The organism is Streptomyces sp. NRRL S-350 (assembly GCF_000719705.1).
Lineage (GTDB): Bacteria > Actinomycetota > Actinomycetes > Streptomycetales > Streptomycetaceae > Kitasatospora.
The window spans coordinates 167,711-184,322 of record NZ_JOHO01000020.1 but is presented as its reverse complement, the minus strand read 5'-3'; the positions used below and the strand labels follow the sequence as shown (position 1 = coordinate 184,322).

Genomic DNA, 16,612 nt, shown 5'->3' with positions numbered 1-16,612 from the left:
CTCTTCGTCGGCAGCGTCAGATGTGTATAAGAGACAGCCCTTACCGTGTGTTGGAGCCCCCCGTGTCCCGATCACCCCGCCGGGCCCTGGCCGCCCTGTGCGCCGCCACCGCCCTCGCCCTCACCGCCCCGCTCGCCGCTGCCACCCCCGCCGCCGCTGCCACCCCGGCTGCCGCCACCGCCCCGGCCACCGCGACCACCGCGGCCACCACGACCACCCGTTACAGCGGCACCCTGCAGGACGGCGCGACCTGGATCGCCGACAAGCCGGCCCAGTGGAACGGCATCCTGCTGCTGTTCAGCCACGGCTTCGGCCCCCTCACCGCCGCCGACGCCCCGTCCGGCGCCGTCGCGGCCGAACTCCTCGCCGAGGGCTACGCCCTGGCCGGGTCCTCCTACGACCCGCACGGGTCGGCCTGGGCCCTCAAGTCCGCCGAGCAGGACCAGTACGCCACCATCACCGCGTTCGGCAACACCGCCGGCCGGCCCGCCCACGTCGTCTCGGTCGGCGTCTCGATGGGCGGCCTGGTCAACGCCGAGATCGCCCGGGACGGCGCCGGCCGCATCGACGGCGCGCTGAACCTGTGCGGACTCGTCGCCGGCGGCGTCAACCTGGAGGACCACCAGCTCGACGCCGAATACGCCCTGGCCTGGTTCTTCGACCGCGCCGACCTGCCGCTGCTGGTCAACCTGCCCGACGCCGCCACCGCCTCCGCGCTGGCCGACCGCCTCACCGGAGCCGTCAACGCCGCCCAGCAGACGCCGGCCGGGCGCGCCCGGATCGCCCTCGCCGCCGCCTACCTCAACCAGGCGGGCTGGGCCCCGGGCCAGGCCCCGCCCGCGCCGACCGACTTCGCGAACCAGGAAGCGCAGCAGTACCAGTGGCTGCAGCAGGGCGTGCTGAACTTCATCATCCCCGGGCGGTATGCCGTCGAGCAGTCCGCGGGCGGCAACCCCTCCTCCACCAGGGGCGTCGACTACACGGCCCTGCTGAACAGGTCCTGGCACGCCGACGAGGTGCGGGCCCTCTACGGTGCGGCGGGCCTCGACCTGAAGGCCGACACCGCCGCGCTCACCGCCGGCGCCACCATCACAGGCTCCGGCACGGCCCGGGCCAACCTGACCGCCACCTCCACGGTCACCTCCCTGGGTGTCCCGATGCTGTCCATCCACACCACCGCCGACCAACTGGTCCCGGTCGAGCAGGAGAACGCGTACGCCGCGCGGGTCCAGGCGTCGGGGACGGGAAACCTGCTCCGGCAGGCGTTCGTCGCCAGGCAGGGCCACTGCAACTTCACCACCGCGGAGATCGTGGCCGGCCTGCACGCGCTGGAACAGCGCCTCATCACCGGCTCCTGGGGCACTGTCACCACTCCCGCCGCCCTGCAGAGCCGCGCCGCCGCGCTCCACCTGGACGGGTCCGCCTTCACCGACTGGACCCCGTCCCCGCTGACCGGCATCCGCTAGGACCGCCGGTACCACCGGCCGGAACGGCGACGGATCCCGCTGCGCAGTGACGGATCCCGCTGCGCAGCGACGTCGGACGGTGCGGGGCCGACCGCCTCGGTGCCGCCCCGTCGACCGCCCGGGGCACCGACCGGGCCGCGCCGCCCTCGATCCCGCCCGTCGCCGGCCTGGCCTTCCTCGCCCGCGCGACGAAGGCCAGGCCCTGCCGGAGCCCGCCGGTATCAGCGGGTCCGCCCGGCGGGGCGCAGCGCCCGTCGCCGCCGCGGTTCAGCCCACCGCCGAGCCGTACAAGGGCTCCGGCCGTGCGCGGCCGCGTTCCGTGACGCTCACCACGTTGATGAGCTTGTCGAGTTGCTTGGTCACCTGCTCCAGTGCCGGGTCGTCCGCGTCGACCACGAGGGTGACCTCGGATAGGCCGCGCTCCTCGGCCGGGACGACGGCGAGGGAGTCGATGTTGAAGCCGCGCCGACTGAAGAGGGCGGTGATCCGGGTGAGCGCGCTGGGCTTGTCCTCGACGAGGACCGACAACGTGTGCTTGCTCATGAGTCGTGGCTCTCCCAGTTCGGAGTCATGTCCCGGGCGATCTTGATGTCGTCATTGCTGGTCCCGGCGGGGACCATGGGCCAGACCATGGCGTCCTCGTGGACCACGAAGTCGACGACCACCGGCAGGTCGTCGACCTGCATCGCCTTGGCGATCGTGTCGTCCACGTCCTCGGGCCGTGTGCACCGCAGGCTGACGCAGCCGTAGGCCTCGGCCAACTTCACGAAGTCGGGGATGTGCTGGGCCGTCTGCAGATCACTGTTGGAGTACCGCTGGTCGTAGAAGAGACCCTGCCACTGGCGGACCATGCCGAGGTTGCCGTTGTTGATGACCGCGACCTTGATCGGCACACCCTCCATCACGCAGGTGGCCAGCTCCTGGTTGGTCATCTGGAAACAGCCGTCTCCGTCGATCGCCCAGACCACCGTGTCCGGCCGCCCCATCTTGGCACCCATCGCGGCGGGCACCGCGAAGCCCATCGTGCCCAGGCCGCCGGAGGTGATGAAGGAGCCGGGCTTCTCGAAGCCGATGAACTGGGACGCCCACATCTGGTGCTGGCCGACGCCGGCCACGTAGAGGGCGTCCGGACCGACGACGGAGCCGAGCCTTTCCAGGACGTACTGCGGCGCCAGCGAGCCGTCCGCGAAGTCCTCGTACCCCAGCGGGTAGGCCTCCTTCAGCCGGTCGAGCAGCGCGCGCCACTTCACGTAGTCACCTGGGCGGTCGATCGCGTCGACGAGGCCGGCGATGACCTCCTTGCAGTCACCCACGATGGGCACGTCCGCCACCCGGTTCTTCGAGATCTCCGCCGGGTCGATGTCCGCGTGGATGACCTTGGCCCGCGGTGCGAACGACGACAACTGCCCGGTGACCCGGTCGTCGAAGCGCACGCCCAGGGCGATGAGCAGGTCTGCCTTCTGCAGTGCGCCCACCGCCGGGACACTGCCGTGCATGCCGGGCATCCCCAGGTGGAGCGGGTGCCCGTCGGGAAAGGTGCCCCTGGCCATCAGCGTGGTGACGACCGGAATTCCGGTCAGCTCTGCCAGGCGGAGCAGTTCCGCCGAGGCGCCGGCCTTGTGGACGCCGCCGCCGACGTACAGCACGGGGCATTCGGCTTCGGAGATCAGCTGGGCCGCTTCCTGGATCCGCTTGCCGTGCGGCCGGGTGACCGGCCGGTAGCCCGGCAGGCGGGGCTCCGGTTCCCAGTGGAAGTCGGTGCGGGCCTGCAGCGCGTCCTTGGAGATGTCGACCAGGACCGGACCGGGACGGCCGGTGGAGGCGATGTGGAAGGCTTCCGCGATGGTGCGCGGGATGTCGTCGGCATCGGTGACCAGGAAGTTGTGCTTGGTGATCGGAAGGGTGATGCCGCAGATGTCGGCTTCCTGGAAGGCGTCCGTGCCGATCACGCCGCTCGGCACCTGACCGGTGATGGCGACCATCGGGACGGAGTCCATGTGCGCGTCGGCGATCGGGGTGACCAGATTGGTGGCACCAGGTCCGGAGGTGGCCATGCAGACGCCGACCTTGCCGGTGGCCTGGGCGTACCCCTCCGCAGCGTGTCCGGCACCCTGCTCGTGCCGGACCAGGACGTGGCGGATCCTGCTCGAGTCGTAGAGCGCATCGTAGGCGGGTAGGATCTGGCCGCCCGGAAATCCGAACACGGTGTCGACTCCAACGTGCTCCAAAGCCCTGACCAGGGCTTGGGCACCTGTCATCCGTTCGATCATCTGCTCGATCCTGTTGGCTTGGCTCGGATGCCGGGCATGGCTGCCGGCCCGAGTCGGGTGGGAGGAAAGGCGCCCGTTCGCGCGGCTTGTTCGAAGTGCGGCGCAGGAGGCGGCAGTTCACGGACGGTAGGCCCGGAAGTGACCACGAGGTGGCGCGCGGCAAGAGCGGCGTCGGATGACGACAGCGCGCCCGGTGGCTCCGAGGGATCGAAACCCTCGTCGGAGCGGAGGGAGCCGTTCGTGACGGCTCGAGCACGTTCCCGCGGCAATCCACGGAAAGGTTCGGCCGCAGCCTAACTTCCCGTCGTGTGGCGGTGCAACTCCCGCCGGGCTCCGCACGGTTGGCCCGCCTCGCTGATCGCGTAAGCCGAACCTCGACCAACTCCTGCGACGAGGTGGCGTGTTGGCGCGGGACGAGCGGGCCGTCGAAACCATCCACCCAGGTGGACGGCCCGGGCGGCAACCGCCATCCACGGGCGCCCGGCAGGGAAACCGGGAGTTCCCGCCAGGTGCGCTCGGTGACAGGACCACGAAGCCGGAGCAGCGGCTCGCCGACTCCGCCGACCGCCGCCCCGGTGATCGGCTTCGGCATCGACCGCCTCGGCCGGCAGTCCGAAGACGGGAGCACGCCCGACGGCCGCCGACCCGCTTCCTGCACGCCGCCGGTTCGCGGCACCCCCATTCCTGGGCATCGCCAACAATCCGGACATGAAAGGGAGTTGATCGGATCGGACGCACTGCATGCCCTTGCGCCCATCACCTGGTTGAGTTAAATTACGACGCATATCGGCGTTGGGGGCTCTGACATCGCCGCCTCGGGGCCCATCCACAGCCACCTGGGATTTGTACAACTTTCATCAAGGCCACGAGCCTCGGGCACTGCCTGCCGACTGTGCGGTGCGTTCCATGGACGCCCTTGGCTTTCCGCATCGCTGCCTTCCGTTTCGGTGCCCCTCGATGCTCCGTGCGACGGCAAGGGAAATCATCGACCTGCACTGACGTACCGTTCCGTAACAGCTGTCGGATGCTCCCCGGATGGATCGGGACGTGAAGTCCTGGAGCCGGCATCGGCACTGCGTGCCGGGTGAGGGACATTCCGATGCAGCCGTGTTCGTGGCGCCCGTGTCGGCCGACGGCCATGACGGCCTGATTTCACCCGGACATTCGACGGACGCATGGTGTCGCCGCCCGCGCTCCTGGCGCGGCGGGGGCAGGACCGTGTGGCGCGAGGTCATGTCGGAGGCGGTGGACCCGGCGACCAGGGCCAGTGATGGGAAACCCGTGAGGCTACGACGGCATCTGCATGCCGACTTCCGGAGAAGAAGGGCAACGCAATGAGCGCAGACTACGAAGTATTCGACTTCCCGGAGGTCGAGCCCGGCCCGGAGAAGCCGTTGGTGCTCGGCCCGGCCGGCGAGGTCTTCGAATTCGTGCAGACCGGCGAGAGCAACGGGGGGAAGTACCTGTTCTCCAAGCTCACCGTACCGCCGCACGTCGGCCCGCCGCCGCACATCCATCACCGTACCGACGAATGGTTCTATGCGCCCAACGGCGGATTCAGCATCTTCATGGGCCCCAACGAATTCCCCGACCTGGACATCACGCCGGGCAACGGTGCCGACAAGGAGACGGTCGCCATGTTGCCGATGCGACCGAAGGAGCTGCTCTACGTTCCGCGCGACCGCCTGCACGGTTTCGTCAACACCACCGGCGTCAACCAGGAGATGTGGCTGGTCTGGACGCCGGACACACCCGAGAGCTCGATCCTCCCGTACTTCATGAACGCAGGTAAGGTCGTGGCCGCCAAGGAGGAGCTCACGGAGCCGGACTTCCTGTCCCGGATCCGCCTCGTCTCCATGGCTCGCGACTACGGCATAAACCAGAGTGCGGACTTCTGGGAGTTCGTCCAGGACGTCGTGGAGGACAGGCCGGAATGGCTGCCGAGCGACCGTCGATCGGCGTTGCTGGATCTCGTCTACGACGAGCTCCAGGCACAGGAATAGCTTTGCGGAAACATTTTCACGCCATCGAGTCCGGGAGAGGTCGCATGAAAGGTCGAGGGACCCGTGGGAATTGCTGACAGGAATTCCGTTGCCATCGTCGGCGGCGGGCTGGGTGGAGCGGCGACGGCCGCGCTGCTGCAGCAAGCCGGCTGTTCCGTGGCGGTATTCGAACAGACGCACAGGTTCGAGCCCGCCGGCGCGGGGATCCATCTGACTCCCAATGTGATGCGCATCCTGGCTCACATCGGGATCGGTGACGCACTTGTCAGGGCCGGACGCCGGCCCGAATCGTTCACCAGCCGGAACCTGGCATCGAATTCCGTCAGGTCCACCCTGGCGCTCGGCGACCGGGCCGAGGAGAGGTTCGGAGCCCCCTATCTCACCGTCGGCCGCGGCGTTCTCCACCGAGAGCTGATCGATTCCCTGCGGCCGGGCAGCGTGCGGTACGGCAAGCGACTGGTCGGGGTCGAGGACTTGGGCATGGCGGTGCGGATGCGCTTCGCCGATGGAAGCACCGCCGAAGCCTCCTGCGTCATCGGCGCCGATGGTCTGGGTTCTCGGGTCCGTGAGGTGCTGCACGGCGCCGAACGCCCGAGGTTCTCCGGCCAGATCGCGTACCGGGCGGCAGTGCCCGCGAGCACCCGAGTCCCGGTCGACAGGAACTGCATCACCAAGTGGTGGTCCGACGACAGATTCGTCATCGGCTACCCGACCGATTCCCGGACCGATGACTACTACTTCGTCGCCGGCGCGGCGGCCGACGCGTGGACATACCCCCAGTCCTGGGTCGCCGGCGACAAGGACGAGATGCTGGCGGCCTTCGCCGGTTCCTGCGACGAGGTTCTCAGCCTGCTGAATGCGGCCGAAACCTTGAGCAAATGGCCGCTCTTCGAGCGGCCGCCGTTGCAGCAATGGGGCCGCGGGCGAATCGCGCTGCTGGGCGACGCCTGTCATCCCATGCGGCCGCACATGGCCCAAGGGGCGGCCATGGCCATCGAGGACGGCGCCCTGCTGCTGCGTTGCCTGGAAGCCGAGGACGAGATCGGGGAGGCGTTCTGGCGTTACGCCGAGAGCCGCAGGCAACGTACCGGGCGGGTCCAGGCCGTGTCCGCCGAGAACTCGTGGCTCAAGGATGCCGAGGACCCGTCCTGGGTTTTCGACTACGACGCGATGAACACCGAGCTCGTGCCGCGCAGGCCCAGCACTCTCGACGTCACATGAACCGCCCGAAGACGGATTCAGGAGATATTCACGTGTACGACACCGAGGTCCTGGTCGTCGGGAGCGGTCCGGCGGGGTCGTCCGCCGCACTGATGCTGAGCACGTACGGCATCGAAAACCTCGTCATCACCAAACACCGCTGGCTCGCCGACAGTCCGCGTGCGCATTACCAGAACCAGCGCACGATGGAGGTCTTCCGGGACCTGGACGTGGCGGACGAAGTCCTCGCCAAGGCCGCGCCCAAGGAGGTGATGGGCAATGTCGTCTTCTGCACCGGTCTGGTGGGCGAAGAACTGGGCCGACTGCCCTACGGCGCGAACCGGCCGCAACGGCAGAGTGACTACTCGTTGGCCAGCCCCGCCGAACACTGCGACCTGCCGCAGAACCTGCTCGAACCGATCCTGCTGTCCAATGCCGCCGAGCGCGGCAGCCATGTGCGATTCGATACGCAGTTCCTGAGCCTCGAACAGGACGAGCACGGCGTGACCGCGCACGTCCTGGACCGGCTGAAGGACGAGCGTTACGAGATTCGGGCCAAGTACCTGATCGGGGCGGACGGCGGCAACAGTCTCGTCGCGGAGCAGATCGGCCTGCCCATGGAGGGCCACATGGGCCTCGCCGGCAGCATCAGCATCATTCTGCAGGCGGATCTCTCCCACCTCGTGGCACACCGTCCCGGCTATCTCTGGTGGATCTTGCAGCCGGGTGCCAACGTCGGGGGCATCGGCATGGGCCTGCTTCGCATGGTCAGGCCGTGGAACGAGTGGCAGATCGTGTGGGGCTACGACATGAGCGCGGGCGAGCCCGATGTCTCCGAGGTCGATGCGGCCGGAATCGCCCGTCAACTGATCGGCGACGCCTCGGTGGACATCACCATACGCTCGGTCTCGACGTGGACGGTGAACCAGATGTACGCCACCGAGTACTCCCGGGGGCGGGTGTACTGCATGGGCGATGCGGTTCACCGTCATCCGCCGTCCAACGGTTTCGGCTCGAACACGTCGATTCAGGATGCCTACAATTTGACGTGGAAGATGGCGATGGTCCTGAAGGGCCAGGCCTCGGACCGGCTTTTGAGCACCTACGACCAGGAGCGCGCGCCGATCGGCAAACAGATCGTCGAACGTGCCAACAAGAGCATCGAGCAGTTCGGCGGAATATTCTCCGCACTCGGACTGGACGTGAAGCTGGACGCGGATCAGATGCGTGCCAACATGGCCGTTCTGAAGGAGGCTTCCGCGGCGGGCGCCGAAAAGCGCAGAATGTTGCGTGAGGCGGTCGAGCTCAAGTCCTACGAGTTCGCCACGCAGGGTGTCGAACTCAATCAGCGTTACGAATCCGACGCTGTCCGCCCGGACGGCACCGATCAGCCTGCCTGGCAGCGCGATCCTGAACTGTACTACCAGGCGTCCAGCCGGCCCGGCGCGCGCCTGCCGCATGCCTGGCTCGACCGGCAAGGCACCCAGGTTTCCACCTTGGACGTGGTGGGAAAGGGAAATTTCTCCCTGTTGACGGGGCTGAACGGGCAGATCTGGCTCGATGCCGCCAAGCGCATTTCGGAAGAGCTGGACATCGAGATAGCTGCGCACGTCATCGGCCCCGGACATGCCTTGCAGGATCTCTACGGAGATTGGGCGGATCTCGCCGAAGTACCGGAAGACGGCTGCCTGCTGGTGCGCCCGGACGCGTTCGTCGCCTGGCGCAAGGCGGATTCCGCTGCGGCCGTGGACTCGCTGCGCACAGCCTTGTGCGGGATTCTCGGGCGAGGCTCGGAGGAGCAGGCGGCCGGGACGGGCTGATTCGCCCCGGAGAAGAAATGTCGAGCCCCGATCTCATCGAGAGAGCAATGGATACTGAGAGCGCAACAAGCAAACCCGTGCAGCTGGGCATGTCACGCGGACTGACCTTCCTGATGGCTCTGGCCTGCGGCGCGGTCGCGGCGAACATCTATTACGCGCAGCCCGTGGCGGGTCTGATCGGCCCCGATGTGGGCTTGGACCCGAGTGCGTACAGCCTTGTCGTGACCCTGACCCAGATAGGCTACGGCGTCGGCCTTGTCGTGCTGGTTCCGCTGGGCGACATCTTCGAGAACCGTCGTCTCATCGTGGTCACCCTGGTGGCGTGCACGGCGGCGCTGCTGGGCGGGTCGGTCGCGTCGAACGCCGGCCTGTTCCTGGCCGCTTCGTTGGTGATCGGCCTGAGTTCGGTCGTGGTGCAGATGCTGGTGCCCTTCGCGGCACACCTCGCCCCGGACGAAAGCCGTGGGCAGGTCGTCGGAAACGTCATGAGCGGCTTGCTGATGGGCATCCTGCTCGCGCGGCCGGTGTCCAGCATGACGACGGATCTGCTCGGCTGGCGTGCGGTGTTCGCCCTCTCCGCCGGACTGATGCTGGTGCTCGCCGTGGTCCTGCGCTCGGTCCTTCCGGAAAGGAGGCCGAGCACGTCCGTCCACTACCTGGTGTTGCTGCGGTCGATGGGCCAGTTGCTCGTCCGCACGCCGATCCTGCGGCGACGGGCGTTCTACCACGCCATGTTGTTCGGGGCGTTCAGCCTGTTCTGGACTGCCGTGCCCCTGATCCTGGCGAGCCCGGTGTGCGGCCTCAGCCAAGCCGGCATCGCCGTCTTCTCCCTGGCGGCGGTACTGGGAGCCTTCGTTGCGCCGTTCGCCGGCCGCATCGCCGACCGCGGCCTGACGAAACCTGCGACGGCCTTTGCGATCCTCGCCGTCGTGGCCTCTTTTCTGCTGGTGTTCGCAAGTGGCGGACACGTTGTCGCGACCCTGTTCGTCGCGGCGCTGCTGATCGACGTCGGGGTGTCCTGCAACCTGGTGCTCGGGCAGCGCGCGATCTTCTCACTGGGTGCGGAAATACGCAGTCGACTGAACGGCCTCTACATGGCGATCTTCTTCTGTGGAGGCGCGGTCGGCTCGGCCGTGGCCAGTTCGGTGCACGCGACGTACGGTTGGGCGGGCATCGCATGGTGCGGAATCGCGTTCCCGCTGCTGGCGGCCCTCTACTACCTGACGGAGCTGGTGCCACGGCGTCCCGCAACGGCCGGGTGATCCGCCTTCCGCCGTGGATCGGCCCGCTCTGGGGCCCCTGATGCCCGGCCCTTCGGTACCGACCCCCTCCCGATGCCCCCTCAGCCGGTGCCCGAAGTGCGCTTCGAGCTTCGGCGTCCGTCCTCGGTAGCGTTTCCGCAGGTCAGCGAGGCGCTGACCTGCGGAAACGCTGTGGGCCGATCTGCGTTCCCGCAGGTCGGAAAGCGGCCTACAGGTCGTAGTTCTGATCGAACATGCCTCTGACCTGCGGAAACATAGGTCGCAAAAAAGATCATTTCACAATCAGTGCACATGTGGCGGCCTCAACAGGTGAGATGAGTGGAGAGGGGCTGAGCAGCGACGAGGGGCGCGGTGCCCGCTCACTGCTGGCTGCTACGCAGTGCTACCAAACTTCGAACCGGCTCGTAGGTGACGTTCAATTCGCCTGTGTCACCCAGCTGGCCCTCCTGTAGCCGTTCGGCCCGCGGCCGCAGCCTGCTCGTGGCCACTCGGCTGCAGGATGGCCCCTTCGCTGGGGCGCCCTACTGCCGTATCAAGGCTTGGTGAACCTCCTGGCCGTGGTGGCGGAGTCGGGTTTCGAGCGAACTCCAACAGCTATCGCGATGAGAGGCAGTCACATCGTTCTTACCGCCGCGTCCAATTCATTGACGAAGGTCTGCCATGACGGAAGCAGAGAAACCGGCCCAAGTGGATCGAGGCGTTCGAGGAGCTTGTGCCGGTGCTGGGGGAAACGCTTCTGGAAACCGTTCAATCGGCGGCCGGAGTATCCACTGGCCATGGCCAGTGACTCCTTGAGTAGCTTCTTGGGGTCGGCAACTTTCTCGACGGAAGCTCCCTTGGGCAGGCTCAGCGGAATCCGGCCCTTCGGGTTCTCAGCGAGCTGGCGGATCGACTCCTCATCGACGGAGATCGCCGATGAGACCCTCGACAAAGTTGCCGCCTATTACCACCGAATCTCTGACTAACGTCACCAGCAGTCCACGGTTCAGCGCACATCAGCGTGCCAGTCGGTGGACTGTTGAAGATAGCGGTAGGTCACCCATTCCTGCGCAAGGCGATTTCCTGCCTGCAGAATCTGGACACCGCTCGCCCGGCACGAGGCGGGGAGCCATCCGGCCAGCTCGACTGCGGTGGCAGTACTGATGGAGGCTTCCTTGGCGGCGGCTCGGCGGGGTCTCCCCAGTGAAACGAGCGCCCGGTAGAGGTGCTCGGCCGGCTGCACAGGGGGAAGCCCCAGCTCCAGTGCGGTTTCGGAGGTCCGCAAAGGGATCCGCAACCCGCTTGTGTCCAGGTCGCCGAAGTACCGGATCTGCGTGATTCCGTGCTTGGCCTTGATCGCGCGGATCGAGGCACGGAAAGTGCCGCCGAGACCCCAGGCCACGTAGCCAAGCCGGTGTTCCTGGGGCAGGCTCTCCACCAGAGACCACCATGTGGTGGCGTTCTCCACCACGAACAGCACATCGCCATTCCCGACGCGGCAGTAGCGGCTGTCGTCCTCCAACGGGAACGTCTCTGTGATCAACGGCGGCGGAGGCCGGAAGGCGTGCAGGAGTTGGTCGACCCGCGCCGCGTCCGAGAACAGGGGCCCTGAATTGAGATCGTCCAGCGCCTTTTCCGGCATCAGGTAGTCCTCCTCGGAGCCGAAGGTCCCGAAGATCTCCAAGCAGCGCTCCCGCAGCGGGAGCGCGAACAGGTCCGGTCCGCTCTTGAGCCAGCGGTTGACCGCAATGTAGGCGGCACGCTGTTTGCTGCTCGCGGTTGTCCACGAGGTGGCGAGCCAGGACAGTGCCGGATGCCACATGGGCATAGGCGGAACGGCGGGGCGCTGCCGCTCTGCCAGGAGCTTCACCTTCAACGGGAGGGACACCTTCTCTGCGGTGCGCTGGCGCGTCTGCTCGATCAGGCCGTTAGATTCCAGTGCGCTTAGCAGGCCGGCCAGGACCGCCGGTTCGAACGCCTCGGCAACGTTGCGGTGCGGTATACGGTGGAACACCCCGAGGACCTCGTCCAAGGGGATCCATACGTTGCCGTACGGGCTACGTCCGCGGGCCTTGGCCCAGGCGCGTAGCCTCGTGATCAGCTCACTCTCCCGGCGTGGTAGCTCCATCGTCCCCCTCTGGGATGTCACGTGGTTCCTCACGGCGGAAGATCCTGGCACTGTCGATCCGCCCGGTTCCATCATCGGGTGCCAGACCGTCCAAGTGGCGGCTGATCACCTCATCAACCACCAGATACCTACGTGCGGCCCTCAAGTCGGCGTCGTTGCGCAACCGGATGATCAGCGGGAACTTCCCCAGTGCACCCTCGTCGAACAGACCAGTGGTGTACACGAGCTGCACGCCCAGCGCGTGGGCCACCTCGCGCTGCAAGTCCAGGAGGTACTCTGCGTTCGCGCGACCGATCGGATTGTCCAGGAACAGCACGCCGGAGTATCGCGAGCGCTCGCGTCCTTGCTGGTTGGCCCGCAGCGCAGCCATCGTGCAGTACAGCAGGATCGCCGCAGTGAGCTGCTGGCCGCCGGAGAACACCTCCTTGACCTTGGAGACCCGCTCCCGCTGGCCGCGAATGACCTTGTCGGGTTTGAGAATGTGGACGCGGAACCCGGCCGGGACGGCGGCGTTCACGGCACGAAGCAGCAGCGACAGCCCGTCGCGCGCTACCTTTCGGCCGTCGCTGGTCTGGCCGGCCGCCGCTTCTTCGGCGAGTTCACCCAGTCTCGGAAGTAGTAGTTCGTCGGCCTGGCGCTGGAAGGCGAACTGCAGGAATTCCTGGCCGCCCCATCCCGTCAGGCTCTGCGGCAGCCGGGACAGCCGCTGGGCTGAGCGCAGAAGGGAAAGAGCCTTGTCGCTCACGCCCTTGAGATGTTCGACGATGGTCTGCCGGTGCTGGTCGACTTGGCTGATGTCGTCGGCAAGGTTTCTTCTGCGGGGCGTGAGCTCCGCAAGCCAGTGCTCCGCGTGGTGGGCGATCTGCTCGGTTCCGATCTCGATGATCTGCTGCCGCACCGGGATCGTCAGTCGCGCGTACCGGGTGCTGGCAGCGTGCTGGGTGAGGCGCTCGGTGGTGCCACGCAGTTGTGCGTCGTAGCGGGCCAAGGCTTCCTTGGCTTCCTTGGCCGTACCGTTGATGCGCTCATAGTCGGCCCAGCTCGCCTCGCTGTCGCCCACGTAGGGATCCGCCTCACCTGGACCCGCGGGTGTGCCCGCCAACGCCCGTATCAGTTGCTCGAACTCCTTCATCGCTTCCTTGGCACGCGTCAACTCCTCGGTCGCGCCCTGCTGCTGTGCGAGCGCGGTCGCCTCAGCCTCCCGCGCGGCGCAATGCTCGGCCTGGGCCGCTTCCACTGAGCGCACACAGTCGTCGATGGTGTCCGAGGTCCAGGCGACCGGCATCGGCTCGGTCCCGTCTGCGGTCTGCGCCAAGAACGCCTGGCGTTGGCCGTCCAGCGCGGTCTGGTGCTGGCCCTGTTCCCGGTTTGCCCGGCCAAGCGCATGCTCCGCTGCCGTCTGCGCTCGCTGGGCAAGCAGTTGCCCTTCGGTCTGGCTGCGCTTATCCATCCCCTGCGGTGTCTTCAGCAGTTGGCGTGCCCGGTCCCGGGCTGCTTCTGGCAGGCCTGAGTATGTTTGGGCCGCGTCCCTCGCCGCGGCCTCGGCGTGTAGGAGCCGCTGCTGCAACTCGGCGGGGACAGCAGCACTGTCGAAATTGGCTTTGGCCTTCTCGTAGGCGTCTCGCAGCACCGGCACGGCAACTGGGTCGTCGGGCTGCCCCTCCTCCGACCGCAGCTCGTCCGCCCCTGGCAGCGCGGACCAGTCCAGGGCCGCCTGGGCAGCGGTCCGGCGTCGTTCGTCGCTCGCATCGCGATGGCCTTGTGCGAGGCGGCGGTGTTCCTCTGCCTGTGTCAAGTCCTTGGTGGCCTGCTCCAGGTGGGCACGCTGCGTGCCGTTGGCCTGCTCGGCTTGCTCCAGCCATACGGGTATCTGCGCCAGGTCGTCGCTGATCCGGGTCAGCCGATGCTCGGTCTGCTGCCGTTGCCCGTAGTCCTCCCGTGCGTCGTGCAGGTCGTCGCGGATCTGCTCACGCTGCTGGGCGAGGCCCTTTAGGATCAGGCGCTGCTCTGCCACGGCGCGTTCGGCCTCGGCCGCAACCTTACCCGCGTCGGTGCGCGCCCCTTCCAATGCGTCCGGCGCGCCAACCGGGTAGTCCACACGCCACGCGGTGATCGTGTGCTGCAGCTTGGTGTCCCGCTGCCGAGCGACTCGAAGGTCCCGCAGCATGTCCGTGGACCGTGACCAGCGCTCCTCAACGGCCTGCCGCTCGGCTTCGGCAGCCTCCATGTCGTACAGCGCGGGGTCGAACGGCAGCGTGAACAGCATGTCCTTGGCGGAGTTCCCGGTGGCGTCGACCAATCCTGCGGCCGTGCCCACAGCGATGTAGTAGCCCGTCGCTACCGCTTGTCCCAGGAGGATCTGCTGAGCCCGCTCGCTGTCGTCCACCGAGTTCAGCAGCACCCCGGCGGCCAGATGGGGAGCCCGCGCCAGCATCTCCTGACGCTGGGGGATGTCGAAGTCCGCGAGGTACTCCCAACCCGGCCAAGCGACGATGGAGGGCTCGGCTTCCCCTAGTAGTCGGCAGGCATCCTGAACCACTTCGGGGGGCGGCAGCAGAGCGCCGTTCCTCAAGGCCGTCCGGGTCAACTCGTCACGGGCCTGCTCAACCTGCAGCGCGCCGCTGTCCTGCTCGGCCTGCGCGAGTGCCGAGTTCAGGCGTTCCACCAGGACCAGCGCATCCTGGTCCAGCCGCACAGCGGCACCCAGGAGCTCGGCCAGCCGTGGCGTGGCCTCAATCGCCGCAGTACGGGAAGCAGCAGTGTCAGCCAACTTTCGCGCTTGGTCGTACTGGGCCAAGGCGGTTGCCTCGGCACCCACTGCCGCGGTCAGCGCTTCCTGTGCCTTGGACTGCTTGCGGTCGACCTCCTCCTCTTCCCTCTCCAAGGCGCTGATCTTGTCCTTGGTGCGGTGCACGGCCTGCCGGGCGTCCACCGCAGCCTGAGGAACGAGGTCAATGGTTGCCGCAAGACCGTCTGTCACAGCTTGCGCAGCTCCGGTCCGTGCGTCGCCGACCTGCTCCAGGAGCCCCTTGGCCTGAATTGCGGCCTGCTCTGCTTTCCGGAGCTCGGCGTCCCGTGCCTCCCGGGCCCGAGTCTCGGCCGTCGTCTCATCGAGCGCCTTGGCGCCAAGGTCGGCCTGCTCCTTCTGTGCTCGGTCCCGCAGTCGTAGCAGCGCCTGCGCGAGCGCCCGTGCGCATCGGTCACGGGCGGCAAGAGCCGGCTCGGCGGCCCGCTCCACGTCCCGCACCAACGTCTTGAGTTCCTGGGCCGCAGCCGCCGCAGTCAGATGCCGCTGCACCGCATCGATCGCGCCCCAGCCGGCCACCAGGTCTTTCGCCTCCTGCACGGCGTGTTCGGTCCGGCTGGTCACCTCCTTCGCCAGGTCATGGCGCAACTGCGCCAGAACTTGTTGCTGCCGGGCCACCGTCGCAGCCCAGCGTCGCGTCACACCACTCGCCTGGGTGTGAGCCTCAGTCAAGTCGCGTGCACTGCGTTCAAGGAGCGCCACGCGATCGCTTTCGGCGCGCACACGCGTCCGGACCTGCCCGTGAAAAGCCGCCATCTCCTGCTGAGCCTGCTCGGACCGGAGACGGGACCCATTCACTGCGGTCGCCGCTTCGATGACCGGCTCGAGCAAGGCCATGGCGCGCTCGACGAATTGGAGCTCCAGCAGCAGATCTTTGCGGCCGGCGAGCTTGTGCGAATACGTGGAGACCAGGTCAGCCAGATCGGTGAGGCCCTTGTCTTCAAACACTGCCTCGAGCAGAAATTCGACGAAGCGGCCGTCCGAGGCCATGGCGAACGCGTGGACGGCCTCGCCCTCGTCCTTGTTCATCACCCGCTGGTATCGAAACAACTCCGGGTCCAGCCCGAGCTGGCCCAGCAACTCGTTCCATGCCGTCTGGGTCGACGGCCAGTCCAGCTCCAGCCGCGGGTTCTGAACGAACAGTTCTTTCATCTGGTTCCGGTAGCTGGGCAGCGCCAGGTATTTGCCGTTCTCAACGATGGGAAGGCTGTCCAGGCCAAGGGCCTCGGTCGGCCGGAACGCGTAGCACTCCTCCATGAACTTTTCCGGGTCCGACGAGACGACCCCGTCCTTCCACCCCAGCACTTTCGCGGTCACCAACAGACGGCCAGTGACGGCGTTCATCCACTCCAGAGCGATGTGGCACACGTCCTTCGCCAAGACGAAGTCCTTGAGCAGCTGAGGGTCCGGGGCGTCCTTGACCCGTTGCTGGCCAGGGAGCACGACCGAGAACAGTAGCTTGAGGAAGACCGACTTTCCGCCGCCGTTCTCCAGGAACAGGACGCTCGCCGGCGAGGGACGCAGCAAGTGCGCGGGCGTTGTGAACAGGTCTTCCTGTACTTGGGCCACCGGTCGGCCGACCCCGGAGAAGTCCAAGGTCACATCGTGGAATCGGGCCGCCGCCGGACCGGCCGAGCACATGCGAACACGGGACAGCTCGTACATGGTGCCTTCGTTC

Annotated in this window: 9 protein-coding genes and 1 pseudogene; 5 read left to right on the top strand and 5 right to left on the bottom strand. The window is 67.3% G+C overall.

Annotated elements, in window-relative coordinates:
• Positions 1–62 precede the first annotated feature (62 nt).
• Positions 63–1,466, top strand: a complete 1,404-nt coding sequence (locus IF30_RS0120070; RefSeq protein ID WP_030240205.1) for an alpha/beta hydrolase — start codon at positions 63–65, stop codon at positions 1,464–1,466.
• 315 nt (positions 1,467–1,781) lie between these two features.
• Here IF30_RS0120070 and ilvN read toward each other — a convergent pair.
• Positions 1,782–2,009 (bottom strand): annotated as a pseudogene (gene ilvN, locus IF30_RS0120065) (acetolactate synthase small subunit); the annotation flags it as partial.
• Positions 2,006–3,736, bottom strand: a complete 1,731-nt coding sequence (locus tag IF30_RS0120060; RefSeq protein ID WP_030240198.1) for an acetolactate synthase large subunit — start codon at positions 3,734–3,736, stop codon at positions 2,006–2,008. The pseudogene ilvN and the gene IF30_RS0120060, both read right to left, overlap by 4 nt.
• Positions 3,737–5,070: 1,334 nt before the next feature.
• On the opposite strand from IF30_RS0120060, the gene IF30_RS0120055 reads away from it, so the two are divergent.
• The 4 genes from IF30_RS0120055 (at position 5,071) to IF30_RS0120040 (ending at position 10,021) form a co-directional block, all read left to right on the top strand.
• Entirely contained in the window at positions 5,071–5,739 is a 669-nt protein-coding gene (locus IF30_RS0120055) for a cupin domain-containing protein (RefSeq protein ID WP_051710633.1), read from the top strand.
• Between the two features lie 63 nt (positions 5,740–5,802).
• Positions 5,803–6,960, top strand: a complete 1,158-nt coding sequence (locus IF30_RS0120050; RefSeq protein WP_199807895.1) for an FAD-dependent monooxygenase — start codon at positions 5,803–5,805, stop codon at positions 6,958–6,960.
• Between the two features lie 32 nt (positions 6,961–6,992).
• Positions 6,993–8,759: an FAD-dependent oxidoreductase gene (locus IF30_RS0120045; RefSeq protein ID WP_030240188.1), complete on the top strand. Its 1,767-nt coding sequence runs from the start codon at positions 6,993–6,995 to the stop codon at positions 8,757–8,759.
• Positions 8,760–8,806: 47 nt separating this feature from the next.
• Positions 8,807–10,021 (top strand): MFS transporter, encoded by a 1,215-nt coding sequence (locus IF30_RS0120040; RefSeq protein WP_037900597.1) that lies wholly within the window; start codon positions 8,807–8,809, stop codon positions 10,019–10,021.
• Positions 10,022–10,634: 613 nt separating this feature from the next.
• Here IF30_RS0120040 and IF30_RS47945 read toward each other — a convergent pair.
• From IF30_RS47945 to IF30_RS0120025, 3 genes are all read right to left on the bottom strand, one after another.
• The gene (locus IF30_RS47945; RefSeq protein WP_158835263.1) at positions 10,635–10,952 is read right to left on the bottom strand and encodes a hypothetical protein; all 318 of its coding nucleotides are present in this window, start codon (positions 10,950–10,952) and stop codon (positions 10,635–10,637) included.
• A gap of 54 nt (positions 10,953–11,006) precedes the next feature.
• On the bottom strand, positions 11,007–12,032 hold the full coding sequence (locus IF30_RS0120030) for a Wadjet anti-phage system protein JetD domain-containing protein (protein ID WP_234322773.1): 1,026 nt from the start codon (positions 12,030–12,032) through the stop codon (positions 11,007–11,009).
• A gap of 70 nt (positions 12,033–12,102) precedes the next feature.
• The gene (locus IF30_RS0120025; RefSeq protein WP_030240177.1) at positions 12,103–16,599 is read right to left on the bottom strand and encodes a hypothetical protein; all 4,497 of its coding nucleotides are present in this window, start codon (positions 16,597–16,599) and stop codon (positions 12,103–12,105) included.
• Positions 16,600–16,612: the final 13 nt, after the last annotated feature.